Source organism: Neotamlana laminarinivorans, assembly GCF_020523925.1.
Classification (GTDB): domain Bacteria; phylum Bacteroidota; class Bacteroidia; order Flavobacteriales; family Flavobacteriaceae; genus Neotamlana; species Neotamlana laminarinivorans.
This window is the reverse complement of record NZ_JAJAPW010000002.1, coordinates 96,534-110,665: the sequence shown is the minus strand read 5'-3', so window position 1 is coordinate 110,665 and position 14,132 is coordinate 96,534. Positions and strand designations below refer to the sequence as shown.

13 protein-coding genes are annotated in these 14,132 nt (G+C 34.4%); 2 read left to right on the top strand and 11 right to left on the bottom strand.

Translation table 11 applies throughout. The features are described 5' to 3' along the window. Positions 1–19: 19 nt before the first annotated feature. From LG649_RS04315 to gndA, 11 genes are all read right to left on the bottom strand, one after another. Entirely contained in the window at positions 20–718 is a 699-nt protein-coding gene (locus LG649_RS04315; protein ID WP_226541343.1) for a GLPGLI family protein, read from the bottom strand. Between the two features lie 85 nt (positions 719–803). Continuing rightward, positions 804–1,064, bottom strand: a complete 261-nt coding sequence (locus LG649_RS04310; protein WP_226541341.1) for a hypothetical protein — start codon at positions 1,062–1,064, stop codon at positions 804–806. 331 nt (positions 1,065–1,395) lie between these two features. Next, complete coding sequence (locus tag LG649_RS04305; RefSeq protein ID WP_226541339.1) at positions 1,396–2,556, bottom strand: metal ABC transporter permease; 1,161 nt, start codon at positions 2,554–2,556, stop codon at positions 1,396–1,398. Beyond that, the gene (locus LG649_RS04300; protein WP_147132257.1) at positions 2,549–3,676 is read right to left on the bottom strand and encodes a metal ABC transporter permease; all 1,128 of its coding nucleotides are present in this window, start codon (positions 3,674–3,676) and stop codon (positions 2,549–2,551) included. Before LG649_RS04300 ends, LG649_RS04305 begins: the two co-directional genes overlap by 8 nt. Before the next feature lie 26 nt (positions 3,677–3,702). Further along, complete coding sequence (locus LG649_RS04295) at positions 3,703–4,167, bottom strand: GNAT family N-acetyltransferase (protein WP_226541337.1); 465 nt, start codon at positions 4,165–4,167, stop codon at positions 3,703–3,705. Positions 4,168–4,171: 4 nt separating this feature from the next. After that, positions 4,172–4,927 carry a metal ABC transporter ATP-binding protein gene (locus tag LG649_RS04290; RefSeq protein WP_044631816.1) on the bottom strand — a complete coding sequence of 252 codons (756 nt, stop codon included), beginning with the start codon at positions 4,925–4,927 and terminating at the stop codon, positions 4,172–4,174. Between the two features lie 131 nt (positions 4,928–5,058). After that, positions 5,059–5,976 carry a metal ABC transporter solute-binding protein, Zn/Mn family gene (locus LG649_RS04285; protein ID WP_226541335.1) on the bottom strand — a complete coding sequence of 306 codons (918 nt, stop codon included), beginning with the start codon at positions 5,974–5,976 and terminating at the stop codon, positions 5,059–5,061. Between the two features lie 22 nt (positions 5,977–5,998). Continuing rightward, complete coding sequence (locus LG649_RS04280) at positions 5,999–8,254, bottom strand: TonB-dependent receptor (RefSeq protein WP_226541327.1); 2,256 nt, start codon at positions 8,252–8,254, stop codon at positions 5,999–6,001. Beyond that, complete coding sequence (locus tag LG649_RS04275) at positions 8,241–8,900, bottom strand: metal-dependent transcriptional regulator (protein WP_044631717.1); 660 nt, start codon at positions 8,898–8,900, stop codon at positions 8,241–8,243. The genes LG649_RS04280 and LG649_RS04275 overlap by 14 nt, the downstream gene beginning before the upstream one ends. 258 nt (positions 8,901–9,158) lie before the next feature. Further along, complete coding sequence (locus tag LG649_RS04270; protein WP_226541325.1) at positions 9,159–10,037, bottom strand: 3-keto-disaccharide hydrolase; 879 nt, start codon at positions 10,035–10,037, stop codon at positions 9,159–9,161. Between the two features lie 107 nt (positions 10,038–10,144). After that, a complete protein-coding gene (gndA, locus tag LG649_RS04265; RefSeq protein WP_226541323.1) occupies positions 10,145–11,560 on the bottom strand; it encodes an NADP-dependent phosphogluconate dehydrogenase in 1,416 nt (471 codons plus the stop codon). Positions 11,561–11,730: 170 nt separating this feature from the next. Here gndA and zwf point away from each other — a divergent pair, with 170 nt between their 5' ends. Further along, positions 11,731–13,287 (top strand): glucose-6-phosphate dehydrogenase, encoded by a 1,557-nt coding sequence (gene zwf / locus LG649_RS04260; protein WP_226541316.1) that lies wholly within the window; start codon positions 11,731–11,733, stop codon positions 13,285–13,287. After that, a complete protein-coding gene (pgl, locus tag LG649_RS04255) occupies positions 13,268–13,978 on the top strand; it encodes a 6-phosphogluconolactonase (protein ID WP_226541314.1) in 711 nt (236 codons plus the stop codon). The genes zwf and pgl overlap by 20 nt, the downstream gene beginning before the upstream one ends. The last annotated feature ends 154 nt before the right edge of the window (positions 13,979–14,132 follow it).

Sequence of the window (14,132 nt, the reverse complement as noted above, 5' to 3'; positions counted from 1 at the left end):
AGGCAAATACGTATCCAAATCACTTAGTAAAAAAATTTTTTGTGCGTTCTCTCCACTCGGCATAAGTTATTTTTTTGCCTTTTGTTGGTTGCTCTATAGGCTCAAAATCTGTAGAATTAAGTTCTATTTTAGTGGCTTTAAATACATACACCTTTTCTTCAATCTCTAATATTAAACCAGGCAAACCATTAAAACCTTTTGGGCCAAAAGGCAGAGGAATATCTAGTGTGTACCAAGCTATAGGTTTTACTTTACTCCTATTGCTATTAGTTTGTATGGCTTTAAAGCATGTGTACTTACCTATTTGTTTGGTTTCGTTTACAAGTTGCCATTCTTGCTTTTCTTGTATTACCCTAATGTATTCGCCACTTACATCTGAAGCATTAATGTTTTCAATGGTATTATTATAATAAATAGTTCTTCCTCCAGCCATAGGATAAGTGAAATTTACAATAGTTTTATCTGCCTCATTTTTTAAGCTTTCTTGTGCTTTATAAATAGCTTCTTGAGCTGTAAAATGTAATATAGCGGTTACATCTTCTGCCATTTCATATAAATCAAGTACCCTTTGTGCAGATTCCGACGTTTTTGCCTTCTCTTTTAATTGTTCAACATGATCTTTTTTCTGGGAAACAATATAAGTTATTGTTCCATTTGAGATGTTTTGAGCATTACAAAAGGCAGTAACAAGGAGACAACTAATAATAATTTTTTTCATAATTTTCTAGAACTATTTAAGATATGGCTAACTCTAACTACCATAATGAAGTTATGTTCGTTAGCCATAATACTTTTATAAAAATTTAGCAACCGTCATAGCATGCACTATATAATGCTAGGTAGGCAGTCATGTACTTGGGGTTACTATTTACATCCTGATTAGCTTCATCAGCAGCTTCCATGACAGCATTTCTCGAACTTCTCACACAATCTGAAGCACAACCAAAGTCTTCTTCATCTTCTATGTTAATTTCAGTTTTATTTTCATTACTAACATTGTTACCAGTATTAGAAAATGCACTAATTGCAAAAACACAAAAAATTCCAATCAATAATTTTTTCATAATTTTAAATTTTAAACCCATATTATTATATGGATTGGTTAATAAATATTAAGCCAAAAAGTTAAAACCGATAATAAATGTAAAGCCTAATAAAACAATAAAAGCAAATAATGTTGTTTTAAGTAAAAACTAGCGCTAGTTTGTAGATTAATCTTTTGTCTGTATAAATAATTTTCATCGGCTTAATTAAGAAAACAATTTAAAGACAAGTAAATCTAAAGAAAATATTTAAAGAAAAACCTTCTTTTTTTTGAAAAAAGAAGGTTTTTTCGCTTTTTTAAATAATGTTGCTGTGGATTTTCCGAAAATTGATATTAAGGTTAAACGTTTTTTATCCCCTAAACAAAAAGAAATCATCTTTCATATCTTCAATTTGAGCATCTTCGTTGGTAATGATGTAATCGATGGCTTGCGACGTAAAAGCGTCGCCTTTTTCGGTTAACGACACAATGTTTTTATTAAACTTAATCATGTTGTTTTTTAAAGCTAAATCTAGCACGGTTTTGCTTCTTATTTTTTGCCAATTTATATGTTCGTTTAAGTGGTTTACATGGCGTTCTCTTTCATCGGTATGATTTTTTAAATGCAATAAAAACGTTAGTAAAAGTACTTCGGTGCGTTGTTGCTTTTCGCGGTATAAAACAGCAATAACACCTTTGTTTGGAGCAAATAAATACACTAATAAAAAGATGATGCCTAACATGGTGGTTATGGAACCAGATATGGAAGCATCTAAACCATGTGCTAACCAATAGCCAGAAATGGCCGAAAATACGCCAAAACCAACCGAGTAAAAAAGCATCTTTTTTAAATCGGTAGTTAATAAGTAGGCTGTTGCGGGTGGCGCAATCATTAAAGCAACTACTAAAATGGCTCCAACGGCATCAAAAGCTCCAACGGTTGTAATAGACGAGACCGTCATGAGTCCGTAATGAATTACAGCCGGCGAAAACCCAAGCGAAGCTGCTAAACCAGCATCAAAAGTGCTTACTTTAAGTTCTTTAAAAAAGGCAAAAAGCAGTGCGATGGTAATAAGTAGAATACTCCCGATAATCCATAAGGATTTTGGACCAACATCTGCTCCAGAAATTACCATTCTATCGAAAGGTGCAAACGCGAGTTCGCCAAGTAAAACGGCATCGACATCTAAATGGACATCGTTAGCATTTTTAGCAATTAAAATAACACCAATACTAAATAAGGTTGGGAATACTAAACCAATAGCGGTATCTTCTTTTACTAAACCCGTTTTTTGAATGTATTCTACTAAAACAACGGTTATAATTCCGGTTAATGCAGCCAGTAAAATAAGTAATGGCGAATTTAAATCTTGGGTAATAAAAAAACCGATGACTATGCCTGGTAAAATAGAATGACTAATAGCATCGCTTATCATGGCCATTTTACGAAGCACCAAAAATGTACCCGGGATAGCGCAAGCAATTGCAACAATACTTGCAATAAGTTGTATTTCTAATTGTGCGTTACTCATTGGTTTTGTTTTGCTGATTGTATAAATTTGATGCCGTTTTGTAACCTTCTTCGGTTAAGCTCCACATGTTTCCATCTAACTTTACAAAATTCTTTTTTTCTAGTTTTTGAAGTGTTCCGCGAGTGTATCCATGGAAATTATTTAAAATTTTAATAGCATGCGGATGCGAAATATTATCGTGATCTTCGGCGATATGAAACATAAATGTTAGGGTTTTATGAAGCTGTAAATCGCGACGGTTTTTTATAAATCGTATTTGTTTAAATAGTAATCCACGACTTGGTGAGAATACAAACGAAAATAGCACAAAAACACCTGCAATTATAACGATAACCGGACCAGTAGATAAATTGTTTTGTGTGGCGCTAATGGCAGTTCCAAATACACCAGAAAACGCACCAAATAGTGCTGCTAAAAACACCATAGTGCTTAGTTTGTTTGTCCATTGGCGAGCTGCAGCAGCTGGTGCCAGTAACATAGCGCTCATTAAAACCACACCAACAGTTTGCAAGCCTAAAACAATGGCTAAAACTATAAACGAGGTTATTAAAACATCTATGAATTTGGTGTTAAAGCCGAGGGTTTTGGTATAATCAGCATCAAATAAAAGTATTTTAAACTCTTTCCAGAAAAACAATAACACCAGTAAACAGATACCTGAAACTAAAGCCATGAGCCATACATCGCTTTCAACAAGTGTTGCAGCTTGACCAAATAAATATTTATCTAATCCTGCTTGATTGGCATTGGGTTGTTTTTGAATAAACGTGAGCAATAACATACCGAAACCAAAAAACAAGGATAAAATTAAACCTAAAGCGGTATCGGATTTTAAATGCGTTTTTTTAACAATGCCTCGAATCCAGAATGTGCCGATTAAGCCACTAACCAAAGCACCAATTAATAAAATGTTTGAATCTTTTGTTCCGGTTAATAAAAAAGCAATGGCAATGCCTGGTAATGCAGCATGAGAAATAGCATCGCCCAACAAACTTTGTTTTCGTAATACTGCAAAACTGCCTAACATACCTGTTACTGCACCTAAAATGGCTGTACCCAAGGTTATGGTACGCAGTGTGTAGTCTGTAAAAAGAAGTTCTATGTATTCTTTAATATTCATTGTTATATTTCCGCGAAAGCGAAAAATTAATTTTTAGTTAGTTTTTTATGCATTTCAAATTCATCATAATCCACATGGTCTAAAGTTACAATTACGGGTTTTGTAATGCTGTAATTTTTAGATTTATAAAAGGCTACAGCCGATGGTGTTGCAATTAAAAATAATTCTTTTTGGTTTTGCTCTAAGGCATAATTTTCAATAAAATGAATTAATTCTGAACCTAAGCCTTTACCGCGTATATGATGGCTAACGTAAAACCCAACAATCCAATTCTCTTTTAATCCAATAGTACCAACAAGTTTGTTATTTATAAAGGCGCAAAAAACAGTGCGTTCTTGCAATTGCGCTTTTATGCGTGCTGGCGTATTGTATTTTTGCCATGTTGTGGCTTGAATAGTATTGTAATTATTCGGGTTATGTGTTGCCGATGTATTGATTACTAAATAGCTAATTTTATTTGCATCTTCGAGTTTTGCTCGTCTTATTTCCATAATGTTACTTATGAATGCTTACTTTGTAATTTATGCCGTAGGTTTTTGTTAAATAATCGTCGTTAAATATATCTTTTACTGGGCCTGTGGCTATTTTTTTTACGTTTAAAAAGGTTACCCAATCGAAATATTCTGGAACAGTTTGCAAATCGTGATGTACTACAATTACTGTTTTTCCGGCTTTTCGTAAGGCTTTTAAAATGTTTATAATGGCAATTTCGGTGGTGGCATCTACACCTTGAAACGGCTCGTCCATAAAATAAATTGAGGCGTTTTGCACCAAGGCTCTGGCTAAAAATATACGTTGTTGCTGGCCGCCGGATAACTGACTTATTTGTCGGTTTTTAAAAGGAAGCATGCCTACTTTTTCTAAAGCTTCAAGCGCTTCTTTTTTTTGTTTTTGCCCTGGGCGTTTTATCCAACCCAAATTACCGTAAGTTCCCATCATAACAACATCGAGTGCTGTGGTAGGAAAATCCCAATCTACACTACCTTTTTGTGGCACGTAGGCTACTAGTTTTCGTTGCTTATCGTATGGCTTTCCGTAAATGGAAACACTTCCAGCGATAGGTTTTAAAATACCTAAAATAGATTTTATTAAGGTTGATTTTCCAGCACCGTTAGGCCCAACAATAGCCATAAGAACGCCTTCAGGAATTTCTAAATCGATATCCCAAAGCACCGGTTTGTAATTGTAGGCTACGGTAAGGTCGTCTACTTTTACAGCGATTGGTGTTGTTTTATTTTTATTATCAATCATTACCTTTGTTGTTCTGTTGACTGTTTGTTTTTTTATTTTGTTTCATTTATTTTTTGCTTGTCTAAAAAAACGCTTCGATTACGCTCAGGATAAACCAGTCAAAAAAGGACATGGAACAATGCTAGATTATTCTAATCGTTAGAGGCTTTCAATGCTTCAACAATAGTTTTTACATTGTATTGAAACATGCCTATATAAGTGCCTTCAACTGTTCCTGCTGTTCCTAATGCATCGGAATATAAAGTTCCACCAATAGCGACATCGTGATTTTTCGATTTTACTGCGGCTTGCAAAGCTTCAATGGTACGTTTTGGTACCGAGCTTTCTACAAAAATGGCTCGTACTTTATGTTCTATAATAAATGCGGCTAATTTTTGTACATCTTGCACGCCTGCTTCTGTTGCTGTTGAAATACCCTGCAAACCAACAACTTCAAAATTAAAAGATTTTCCAAAATAATTAAATGCATCGTGGGCTGTTACTAAAATGCGTTGTTCTTTTGGTAAAGCTTCAATGGTTTTAGTTATTTCAGCTTTTAAAGTTATTAATTGCGCTTTGTAATTTTCCCAATTTTTTCTGAAAGTTTCTGCTTGTTCAGGTAATTCTGCTTCAAGGGTTTTCGATACAAAAGCTCCGGCTTGTAGCCAATAATCTATATTAAACCAAATGTGCGGATCGAAGTTTGACGCAAAATACTCAGAGCCAATTAATGTGTTTTTATCTAAAGCATCGGCAATAGCAATGGTTTTTTTGTTTTTCATTTTTTCGAAAACTTCAACCAACTTACCTTCTAAATGTAAGCCGTTATAAAAAATAATATCGGCATTGGCTAACTTGGTAACATCGCCTTCGCTGGCTTTGTAAAGGTGCGGATCGACACCGCTTCCCATTAAACCTTTTATATCTACAACATCGCCACCAATGTTTTTAACCAAATCGGTTATCATGGTTGTTGTAGTTACTATTTGTAGTTTTCCTGATGCTTTTTTTTCGTTTTTACAGCCAAAAATAAGACTGAAAAACGCTATAATTAATATTGATTTTTTCATTTTTATGTATTGTCTATTTCATTTAGTTAATCATAAATCGTAAACCTAAAAACAAACGGCGTCCTTGGTTGGGTGCATAAACATAGGACGGATCGAATGTTAATGCATAAGGATTATCGTCGGTAACTATTGCATTTCCATCGTTATCAAATTCTACATTTTCATCAAAAGGATCGTCGCTTCTAGCAATTATAAACGGGTTACCCTTGTTTGGTGTCCAGTTTAAAATGTTTTTAACACCGCCGTAAATTTCAAAATGTTTTAGTCCGTTAAAGGTAAGCTGAATATTTTGAATACTCCAAGTTGGTGAGTATTCGCTTCTAGGGTCTAAATCGCCTAATAATGGTAATCGCATGGGGCCGTAAATGGTTCCTGTGTAATCTACAGATAAGTTAGTTTTATAATTTTTATAGGAAACCGACCAAACACCATTAAATTTTTCGGTTAGTATTTGTTGTATCTTTACATTGTTTTCTGTTTGAGAAACATCTTGAAATGTAGCACCAACTGAAGCTCTTAAGTTAGTGTTTAAAACAGCATCAATATTAAAGCTTGCGCCTTTTGATGTTGAATAACCATCTAAATTTGCGTAAATAATTTGATTTGGATTGGTGTCGTAATCTGGTATAATGGCATTGGTAAAATGGGTGTACCACAACGAGGCATCAAACGTAAACAATTCGCCAGAATTTGTAGTTAATGTTTTTAAGTAGTTTAAAGTAACATTGTATGATTGCTCTGGTTTTAATTCTTCTTCAATAATAACATCTCTTGAGCCTGTTAAAGCAGCGTGGTCTTCTGTAAAAAGGTTTACAACCCTAAAACCGGTACCTGCATTTAGGCGAATAATATCGTTTTTTGTTGGCTTAAAACGGTAGGCTAAACGTGGTGTAAAAATAGATCCGTGGCGTTTGTCGTAATCATAGCGAGCACCTAATAAAATGTGTTGTTTTTCAGATATAGAAAATTCATCTTGAGCAAAAATAGAAGGAATTGTAACTTCATCTGCATGTACTGTTGCAGTGGTGTTATCGTTATAAAAATTATATCGAGCTGCAACGCCAAAAAGTAAATCGTGATTGTTTACAGATTTATCCCAAAGTAATTGCCCAAAACCTATTTTTTGCTGTGCAATATAGGGTGTATCGCCGTAAACGGAATTTTGGTCGTGATCGGAATATGAAAACTGAAAATTCATATGTTCTGAAACCGGCAATTCGTAATTACCAATAATTTCGTAGCGCGAGGTATAAATACTTTCTCCGTAAATGTCGTTGCCACCTCTGTAAGATGAATTCCATTGCATTTCGCCACCCCATCTATTTTCATAAAAATAACGACCGGCTAAGGAAAAAGCTTTTCCGCTGTTGCGTTCAAAATTCCATTTTTGAAACACCGAAATACGATCTTGAAGCGTAACATCGGTAAAATTGTCGTTGTTATTATCTATGGGGTTTGAGTAATTAAAATAGTTTGCTCCAACTAAAACAGTGGCTTTTTTACCAACGTTGGTTTTAAAACCTAAATCGAAATTGGTTTCTCCCCAACTGTTAGAAAACACATCGGCAAATACTAGCGGTGCTTTAAAAAATTGTTTGGTTCTAATATTTATTAAACCACCAACAGCTTCGCTACCGTAAAGTGACGATGCAGGGCCTTTTACAATTTCTATTTGCTCGATTAATGAATTTGGAATACCCGATAAGCCATAAACCGTTGATAAACCACTTACAATAGGCATACCATCTATTAATACCAGAGTATACGGGCCTTCTAAACCGTTAATATGAATATCGCCCGTGTTACACACATTACAATTAAGTTGTGGGCGCACGCCATTAACGTTTTGAAGCGCTTCAAACACATTTGCTGTTGGGTTTTGTTTTAAAAATGTAGCGGAATACACTTCAACAGGAATTGGGCTTTCTAATCTTGATACCGGTTTTAAGGTTCCGGTAACTGTAACTTCGTCTAAAAGTGCAGATTCTTCTAAATTAAAATTCACTGTTAGTACCTCGTTGTTTTTTATGAAAATTTGTTTTTCAACCGATTTATAACCCGTAAATGAAGCTACAATAGTATAATTACCTGCTTTAATATTTTTTATTTGATAATCGCCAAACTCATTTGATGCGTTACCTTTTGTAGTGCCTTTTAAATACACATTTACGTAAGGAAGGGCTTCGTTTTTTGAGGTGATTTTACCTTTTACTTCTTGAGCATTTAGTGGTAAAACCGCAATTAATATAACTGAGAGAAGGAGTTTAATTGTTTTCATTAACGTAGATAATGTTGGTGAAATCGCTGTTAAGCACAATGGTGTTATTGTTAATTGAAATTTGAGTCATTTTACTCGAAATGAATTGCTTCGAGATTGTAACCGTGTTCCCGTATTTTAATCCGTTAGCCGAACAAAAATCGAAAAACTCTTTATCGGAGCTAATTAATCTTGAGATGATATAACTTTTGCCTTCTTGGGCTTTTGATAATGGAATAGAAGTATCTATAGTTGTAATTTCTCCATCGGCATTCGGAATTGGGTCGCCATGCGGATCGAATTTTGGGTTGCCTAAATATTCGCTAATTTTTTCAGCAAGCAAATCGGAAGTTTGATGCTCCAACAATTCGGCTTCTTTATGAATATCGTGTAACGATAAATCGAATAATTTAAATAATAAACTTTCCCATAAACGATGCTTTCGCACAATGCTTAAAGCCATTTTATTGCCTTTTTCGGTTAATTTTAAGGGTTGATATTTTTCGTAAATAACCACATTTTTAGCAGCTAATTTTTGCGCCATATCGGTTGCCGCAGCACTAGATATGTTCAGCACTTTAGCAATATTACCAGGTTTGGTGTTGTTGGTTTTGCTTTTTCCGTTTTTGTAAATGGCTTTTACAAAATTTTCAATGGCTACAGACATTTAATTTGCTTTAAATTATTTTTAAGTAAGCTTAAAAATTTATTCAAATGTAGTTAAAAATCAAATGTACGCAACAAAAAACCCTTTAAATTTTGAAACTTAAAGGGTTGATTTGTTATTTATTGTGTGTATTGTAAACTACAATAACATTATTTCGTCATGCCGAACTCGTTTCAGTATCTTAAAATGTTTTTAAATGAAACCCCGAAAACTAGTTTGGGTAACAAGAAATTTTTTAAAAATTATAGATGATTTTCTTTATTCTTTAAATCGAACGTTTTTAGAAATAAATTTTGGAAACTTTTTTATTGGTGTTAATGTGAGTTGTTTGTAATAGCATTCGGCAGCTTCAGACTGTATTTGTATTTCGCCTTCGTTTAAAATAGTGCCATCGTGTTTTCTAGCATTTTCTAACACCATTACAATTTCTCCGTTTACTAAATGTACCGCATTGTTGCCAATAACATAAATTTCTAAAAGATTCCAATCGCCATGTGGTTTATCGTGCTCTGAATCCGCATGAATGTAACCTTTGCCTTCGGAGTAAACTTCAGAATGTGGGTCGAATCGTTTTTCTTCTTTAAAATCGCCTCTAATATCGGTAATTGGCGAACCTACTTTTGGTTTTGCTGAGTTTCCGCCTAAGGGAATAAAATCACCTAAATCGCTTTCTTGCACTTGGTATTCTAAACAGGTTTTCCAGGTATTCCAAAAACGCCCATGCGGCCCGTAGCAATGGTATAAAATACCGCTATCGCGTTTTTTGTCTAGTCGTGGTTCCCACTTTTTGTCGCCCCATTTAAATAATACACTTAAATGATAATTTGAGTAAGATGCTTTTGATGATATACAACCAAATATTTCGCCCGTAATTTTTAAAACAGGTTCACCATGTTCTTCAATAATAGAAAACACATTTTTTAAGTTGTTGTTTAAACCTATGGGTTCGCCCGAATTCATTTTATCCGATTGATAGGTGCCTTCTGGTAAATCTGTAACCGAGGAATGTGGAATGCTTAGCCAGATATCAAAATGGCTTAAATCTTTATCTAATAAAGCAATAGATTGTCCTTTTTTTTGAGAAAAAGCTGCCATACCAATGCAGGCAAACAGTAAAAATAATTGTTTGGTTTTCATATATTTAGTTTGGTTTACACCAAATATATGAATTATGTAAAATAAAAAACCTGCAAATTTGTAAAATAAAATTGCAGGTTTTTTTTAAGTTTTTAAAACGTAATATTTTATTCCTTTTCCCATTCGGTATGGAAAATGCCTTCTATGTCTAATCTTTCGTAGGTATGCGAACCAAAATAATCGCGTTGCGCTTGTATTAAATTTAATGGCAAACGACTAGAGGTGTAAGCATCGAAATAGGTTAACGAATTTGATAAACCTGGTACAGGAATTCCGCTTTTAGCAGCATAACTTACCAATGTTCTTGCCGAAGCTACGGTAGACTGTACTTTTTCAACAAATTTTGGTGCTAAAAGTAAGTTTTTAAGCTCTGGATTATCGTTGTAAGCTTCAGTAATATCGGCCAATAAAGCAGCTCTAATAATACAACCTGCTCTCCAAATTTTGGCAATAACAGCTAAATCGCAGCCATAACCATATTCTTTTGATGCATCTGTTAATTGGTGTAAACCTTGTGCGTAGGTTATAATAAATGCAAAATATAAGGCTTCTTCAGCTAACTTAGTTAATTCGGCTTTATCAATAGCTTCAGGTGTTGGTCTGTTGTATAATTCATCAGCTAAAATACGTTCGTCTTTTAATGCCGAAATTTCACGCATGCTCACTGCAATATCTATACTTGGTACAGGAATTCCTAAATCCATGGCGTTTTGCGAAGTCCATTTTCCAGTTCCTTTTTGTTTGGCTTTATCTAGAATTTTATCAATTAAATCGCCATCACCTTTGTCATCTTTTTCGGTAAAAATATCGGCAGTAATTTCAACTAAAAACGATTGTAATCTTCCCGAATTCCATTCAGAATACGTATTATGAAGCTCGCTGTTAGTTAAACCACCTGCTTTTTTAAGTAAATCGTAAATTTCGCTGGTAAGCTGCATTAAGCCATACTCAATACCATTGTGTACCATTTTCACATAGTTTCCGGCCGATTTTTTACCCATGTAAGCCACACAAGGTTCGCCTTTGTATTTTGCAGAAACCGCTTCAAAAATGGGTTGCACTACTTTGTAAGCTTCGGCATCGCCACCAGGCATAATACTTGGGCCTTTTCTGGCACCTTTTGCGCCACCAGAAACACCAGCTCCAAAAAAGTGAATACCTTTTTCTTCTAAATACGCATCTCTGCGATCGGTATCTGTATAAAACGAATTTCCGCCGTCAACAATAATATCACCTTTGTCTAAATGTGGAATTAAGCTATCTATTACAATATCAACTACTTTTCCAGCAGGCACTAAAAGCATAATTTTTCGTGGTGTGCTAAGTGCGTCGATAAATGTTTTTAAGTCGGACGATGCGTTTACTTTTTCTGTATTTCCGCCTTCTTCTATTAAAGCATCTACCTTTTCTTGATCTAAATCGTGGCCAAATGCCGAAAAGTTATTATCTGCTACATTTAATATAAAATTACGGCCCATTACACCAAGACCAACTAATCCGAAATCGTATTTTTTATCGCTCATAATTTGTAGTTAAATTTAAGTGAAATCGACTAAAATCCTTTAAACACCTAGAAAATAAAGCGTATATTGAATGCCGAAAAACACAGTGTTTCAAAAGTAAAATAAATTATTTAGTTATTAATGAAATAGGTTTTAAAAAAGCTTACTTTTCAATAAATTAACAAAACAATATGAAGTCTATGGACGAGCAGATGCTTATCATTTTTGGTGCATCGGGCGATTTAACAAAACGAAAATTAATACCTGCGCTTTACGATTTGTATAAAGGTGATTTTTTACCGGAAAATTTCGTGGTTTTAGGAACTAGTAGAAGTGATTTAACAGACGACGATTTTAGAAACCGCGTGGTTTTTAATAGTGAGTTTTTAAAAGATGAAGCAGAAAATAGCGACGCTACAAAAGCTGAATTTGCAAAAAAACTTTTTTATAAAGATTTAGGTGATGGCTACGATACTGATTTTACACCGCTAAAAGAGAGAATACACGAACTTAATAGCAAGTTTAAAATAAATCACAATTTTGTATTCTATTTTTCATTGCCACCAAGTATTTATGAAACCGTTGCTAAAAATTTAGCAGCTGTAGATTTAAGTGTTGAAGGTGTTGGATGGAAACGTTTAATTGTTGAAAAACCCTTTGGTTATAGCTTAGAAACAGCGAAAGAACTAAATATAGGGTTACAAAAATACTTTAGAGAATCGCAAATTTACCGAATAGACCACTATTTAGGTAAAGAAACAGTACAAAACTTATTGGTAACCCGTTTTTCTAATACGGTTTTCGAGCCACTATGGAATCGAAATTACATTCGTCACGTAGAAATTACAAATGCCGAAAGTGTTGGGGTTGGTAATCGTGGTGGTTATTACGACAAATCTGGTGCATTACGCGATATGTTTCAAAATCATTTAATGCAAATTGTATCGATAGTTGCTATGGAACCGCCAATTAGCGACGATCCTGAAGAAATTAGAAACGAAAAGGTTAAGGCGTTAAAATCATTACGAATAATGGACGACGAAGAAACCCTTTTTAATCATACCATTCGTGGGCAATATACAAGCGCTATAATAAATGGCGAGACAGTAAAAGGTTACCGTGAAGAAGAAGGTGTAGACCCAGCATCGACCACAGAAACCTTTGCTGCTATTAAATTTTATATAGATAATTGGCGCTGGAAAGATGTGCCTTTTTATGTGCGTACTGCTAAGCGAATGCCAACAAAAGTTACCGAAATTGTAATACATTTTAAACCGTCGCATCATCACATTTTTAAAGATCAAGATTTTGATACCGATAATAAACTTATTATACGCATTCAACCAGACGAAGGAATTTTAATGAAGTTTGGTGTAAAAGTACCAGGACAAGGCTTTAATGTTGAGCGTGCTAATATGGATTTTTATTATTCTGATTTAGAAGAAGGAAACAATATTATGGAAGCTTACGAACGCTTGTTGCTCGATGCAATGCAAGGCGATGCTACGCTTTATGCACGTGCCGATGAGGTTGAAGCAGCTTGGGCTTTTGTAGACCCTATTTTAAAATATTGGAACGAAAGCAAATCGGCCATTGTACATGGTTATTCTGCTGGTGTTTGGGGACCTTTGCATGCCGATGATTTAATTGAAGGACGCGGTTTTTGGAGAAATCCTTGTAAAAACTTAGCCGATGAGCCTTCGTATTGCGTATTAAATATTAAAAATAATGGAACTGAAAATTTATAAAGACAAAGCCGAAGTTGCCAAATACTTCGCGATATATTTAAAAGAATTAATTAGAACTAACGATAAATTAACCATTGCCTTATCTGGTGGAAGTACACCAAAAGTAATTTTTGATTATATCGCCGAAAACTTTAACGATTTAGATTGGAGCAAAGTGTTTTTGTATTGGGGCGACGAGCGTTGCGTACCACCAACACACGAGCAGAGTAATTACTTAATGACAGTAGAGCATTTAATATCTAAAATTGATATGCCTAAAGAAAATATTTTTAGAGTTTTAGGTGAAGAGTGCCCAAATGAAGAAGCCAAACGCTATGCTATGGTTTTAAATGAAACTTTAGAAATAGAACATGATATTCCGCAATTCGATTTAGTTATTCTTGGAATGGGTGATGATGGGCATACTGCTTCTATTTTTCCTCACGAAATAAACCTTTGGGATGCTGCCGAAAGTTGCGTTGTGGCAACACATCCAGAATCGGCACAAAAGCGTGTGTCTATTACCGGTAAAATTATTAATAATGCGAAGCAAGTAGCTTTTTTAGTAACCGGAGCGAGTAAAGCAGAAAAAGTTGACGAAATTATTAATACTGCCGAAGTTTCTAAAAACTATCCGGCAGCTTTAGTAAAGCCAACAAGTGGTAATTTATATTGGTTTTTAGATGAAGATGCAGCCAAAAAAATAAAATAAATTAACAACCGCAATCACCATTTCCACACGATTTTTTTGAAGATTTTTTGCCTTTAAAAACAAATTTCTTCAATAAAAATAACACTGCAACTACTAACGTAGATATAACGAGTATGTTTTGTATCAAGTTATTCATGTGGTATTAGTCGTTTTA

Excerpts from the sequence above, each read along its gene's own strand:
- pgl (WP_226541314.1), top strand. The coding sequence starts at position 13,268 with ATGGAACTGAAAATTTATAAAGACAAAGCCGAAGTTGCCAAATACTTC.
- LG649_RS04280 (WP_226541327.1), bottom strand. The coding sequence starts at position 8,254 with ATGAAAACAATTAAACTCCTTCTCTCAGTTATATTAATTGCGGTTTTA.
- LG649_RS04310 (WP_226541341.1), bottom strand. The coding sequence starts at position 1,064 with ATGAAAAAATTATTGATTGGAATTTTTTGTGTTTTTGCAATTAGTGCA.
- gndA (WP_226541323.1), bottom strand. The coding sequence starts at position 11,560 with ATGAGCGATAAAAAATACGATTTCGGATTAGTTGGTCTTGGTGTAATG.
- LG649_RS04315 (WP_226541343.1), bottom strand. The coding sequence starts at position 718 with ATGAAAAAAATTATTATTAGTTGTCTCCTTGTTACTGCCTTTTGTAAT.
- LG649_RS04290 (WP_044631816.1), bottom strand. The coding sequence starts at position 4,927 with ATGATTGATAATAAAAATAAAACAACACCAATCGCTGTAAAAGTAGAC.
- LG649_RS04295 (WP_226541337.1), bottom strand. The coding sequence starts at position 4,167 with ATGGAAATAAGACGAGCAAAACTCGAAGATGCAAATAAAATTAGCTAT.
- LG649_RS04300 (WP_147132257.1), bottom strand. The coding sequence starts at position 3,676 with ATGAATATTAAAGAATACATAGAACTTCTTTTTACAGACTACACACTG.
- LG649_RS04275 (WP_044631717.1), bottom strand. The coding sequence starts at position 8,900 with ATGTCTGTAGCCATTGAAAATTTTGTAAAAGCCATTTACAAAAACGGA.
- zwf (WP_226541316.1), top strand. The coding sequence starts at position 11,731 with ATGAAGTCTATGGACGAGCAGATGCTTATCATTTTTGGTGCATCGGGC.
- LG649_RS04305 (WP_226541339.1), bottom strand. The coding sequence starts at position 2,556 with ATGAGTAACGCACAATTAGAAATACAACTTATTGCAAGTATTGTTGCA.
- LG649_RS04285 (WP_226541335.1), bottom strand. The coding sequence starts at position 5,976 with ATGAAAAAATCAATATTAATTATAGCGTTTTTCAGTCTTATTTTTGGC.
- LG649_RS04270 (WP_226541325.1), bottom strand. The coding sequence starts at position 10,037 with ATGAAAACCAAACAATTATTTTTACTGTTTGCCTGCATTGGTATGGCA.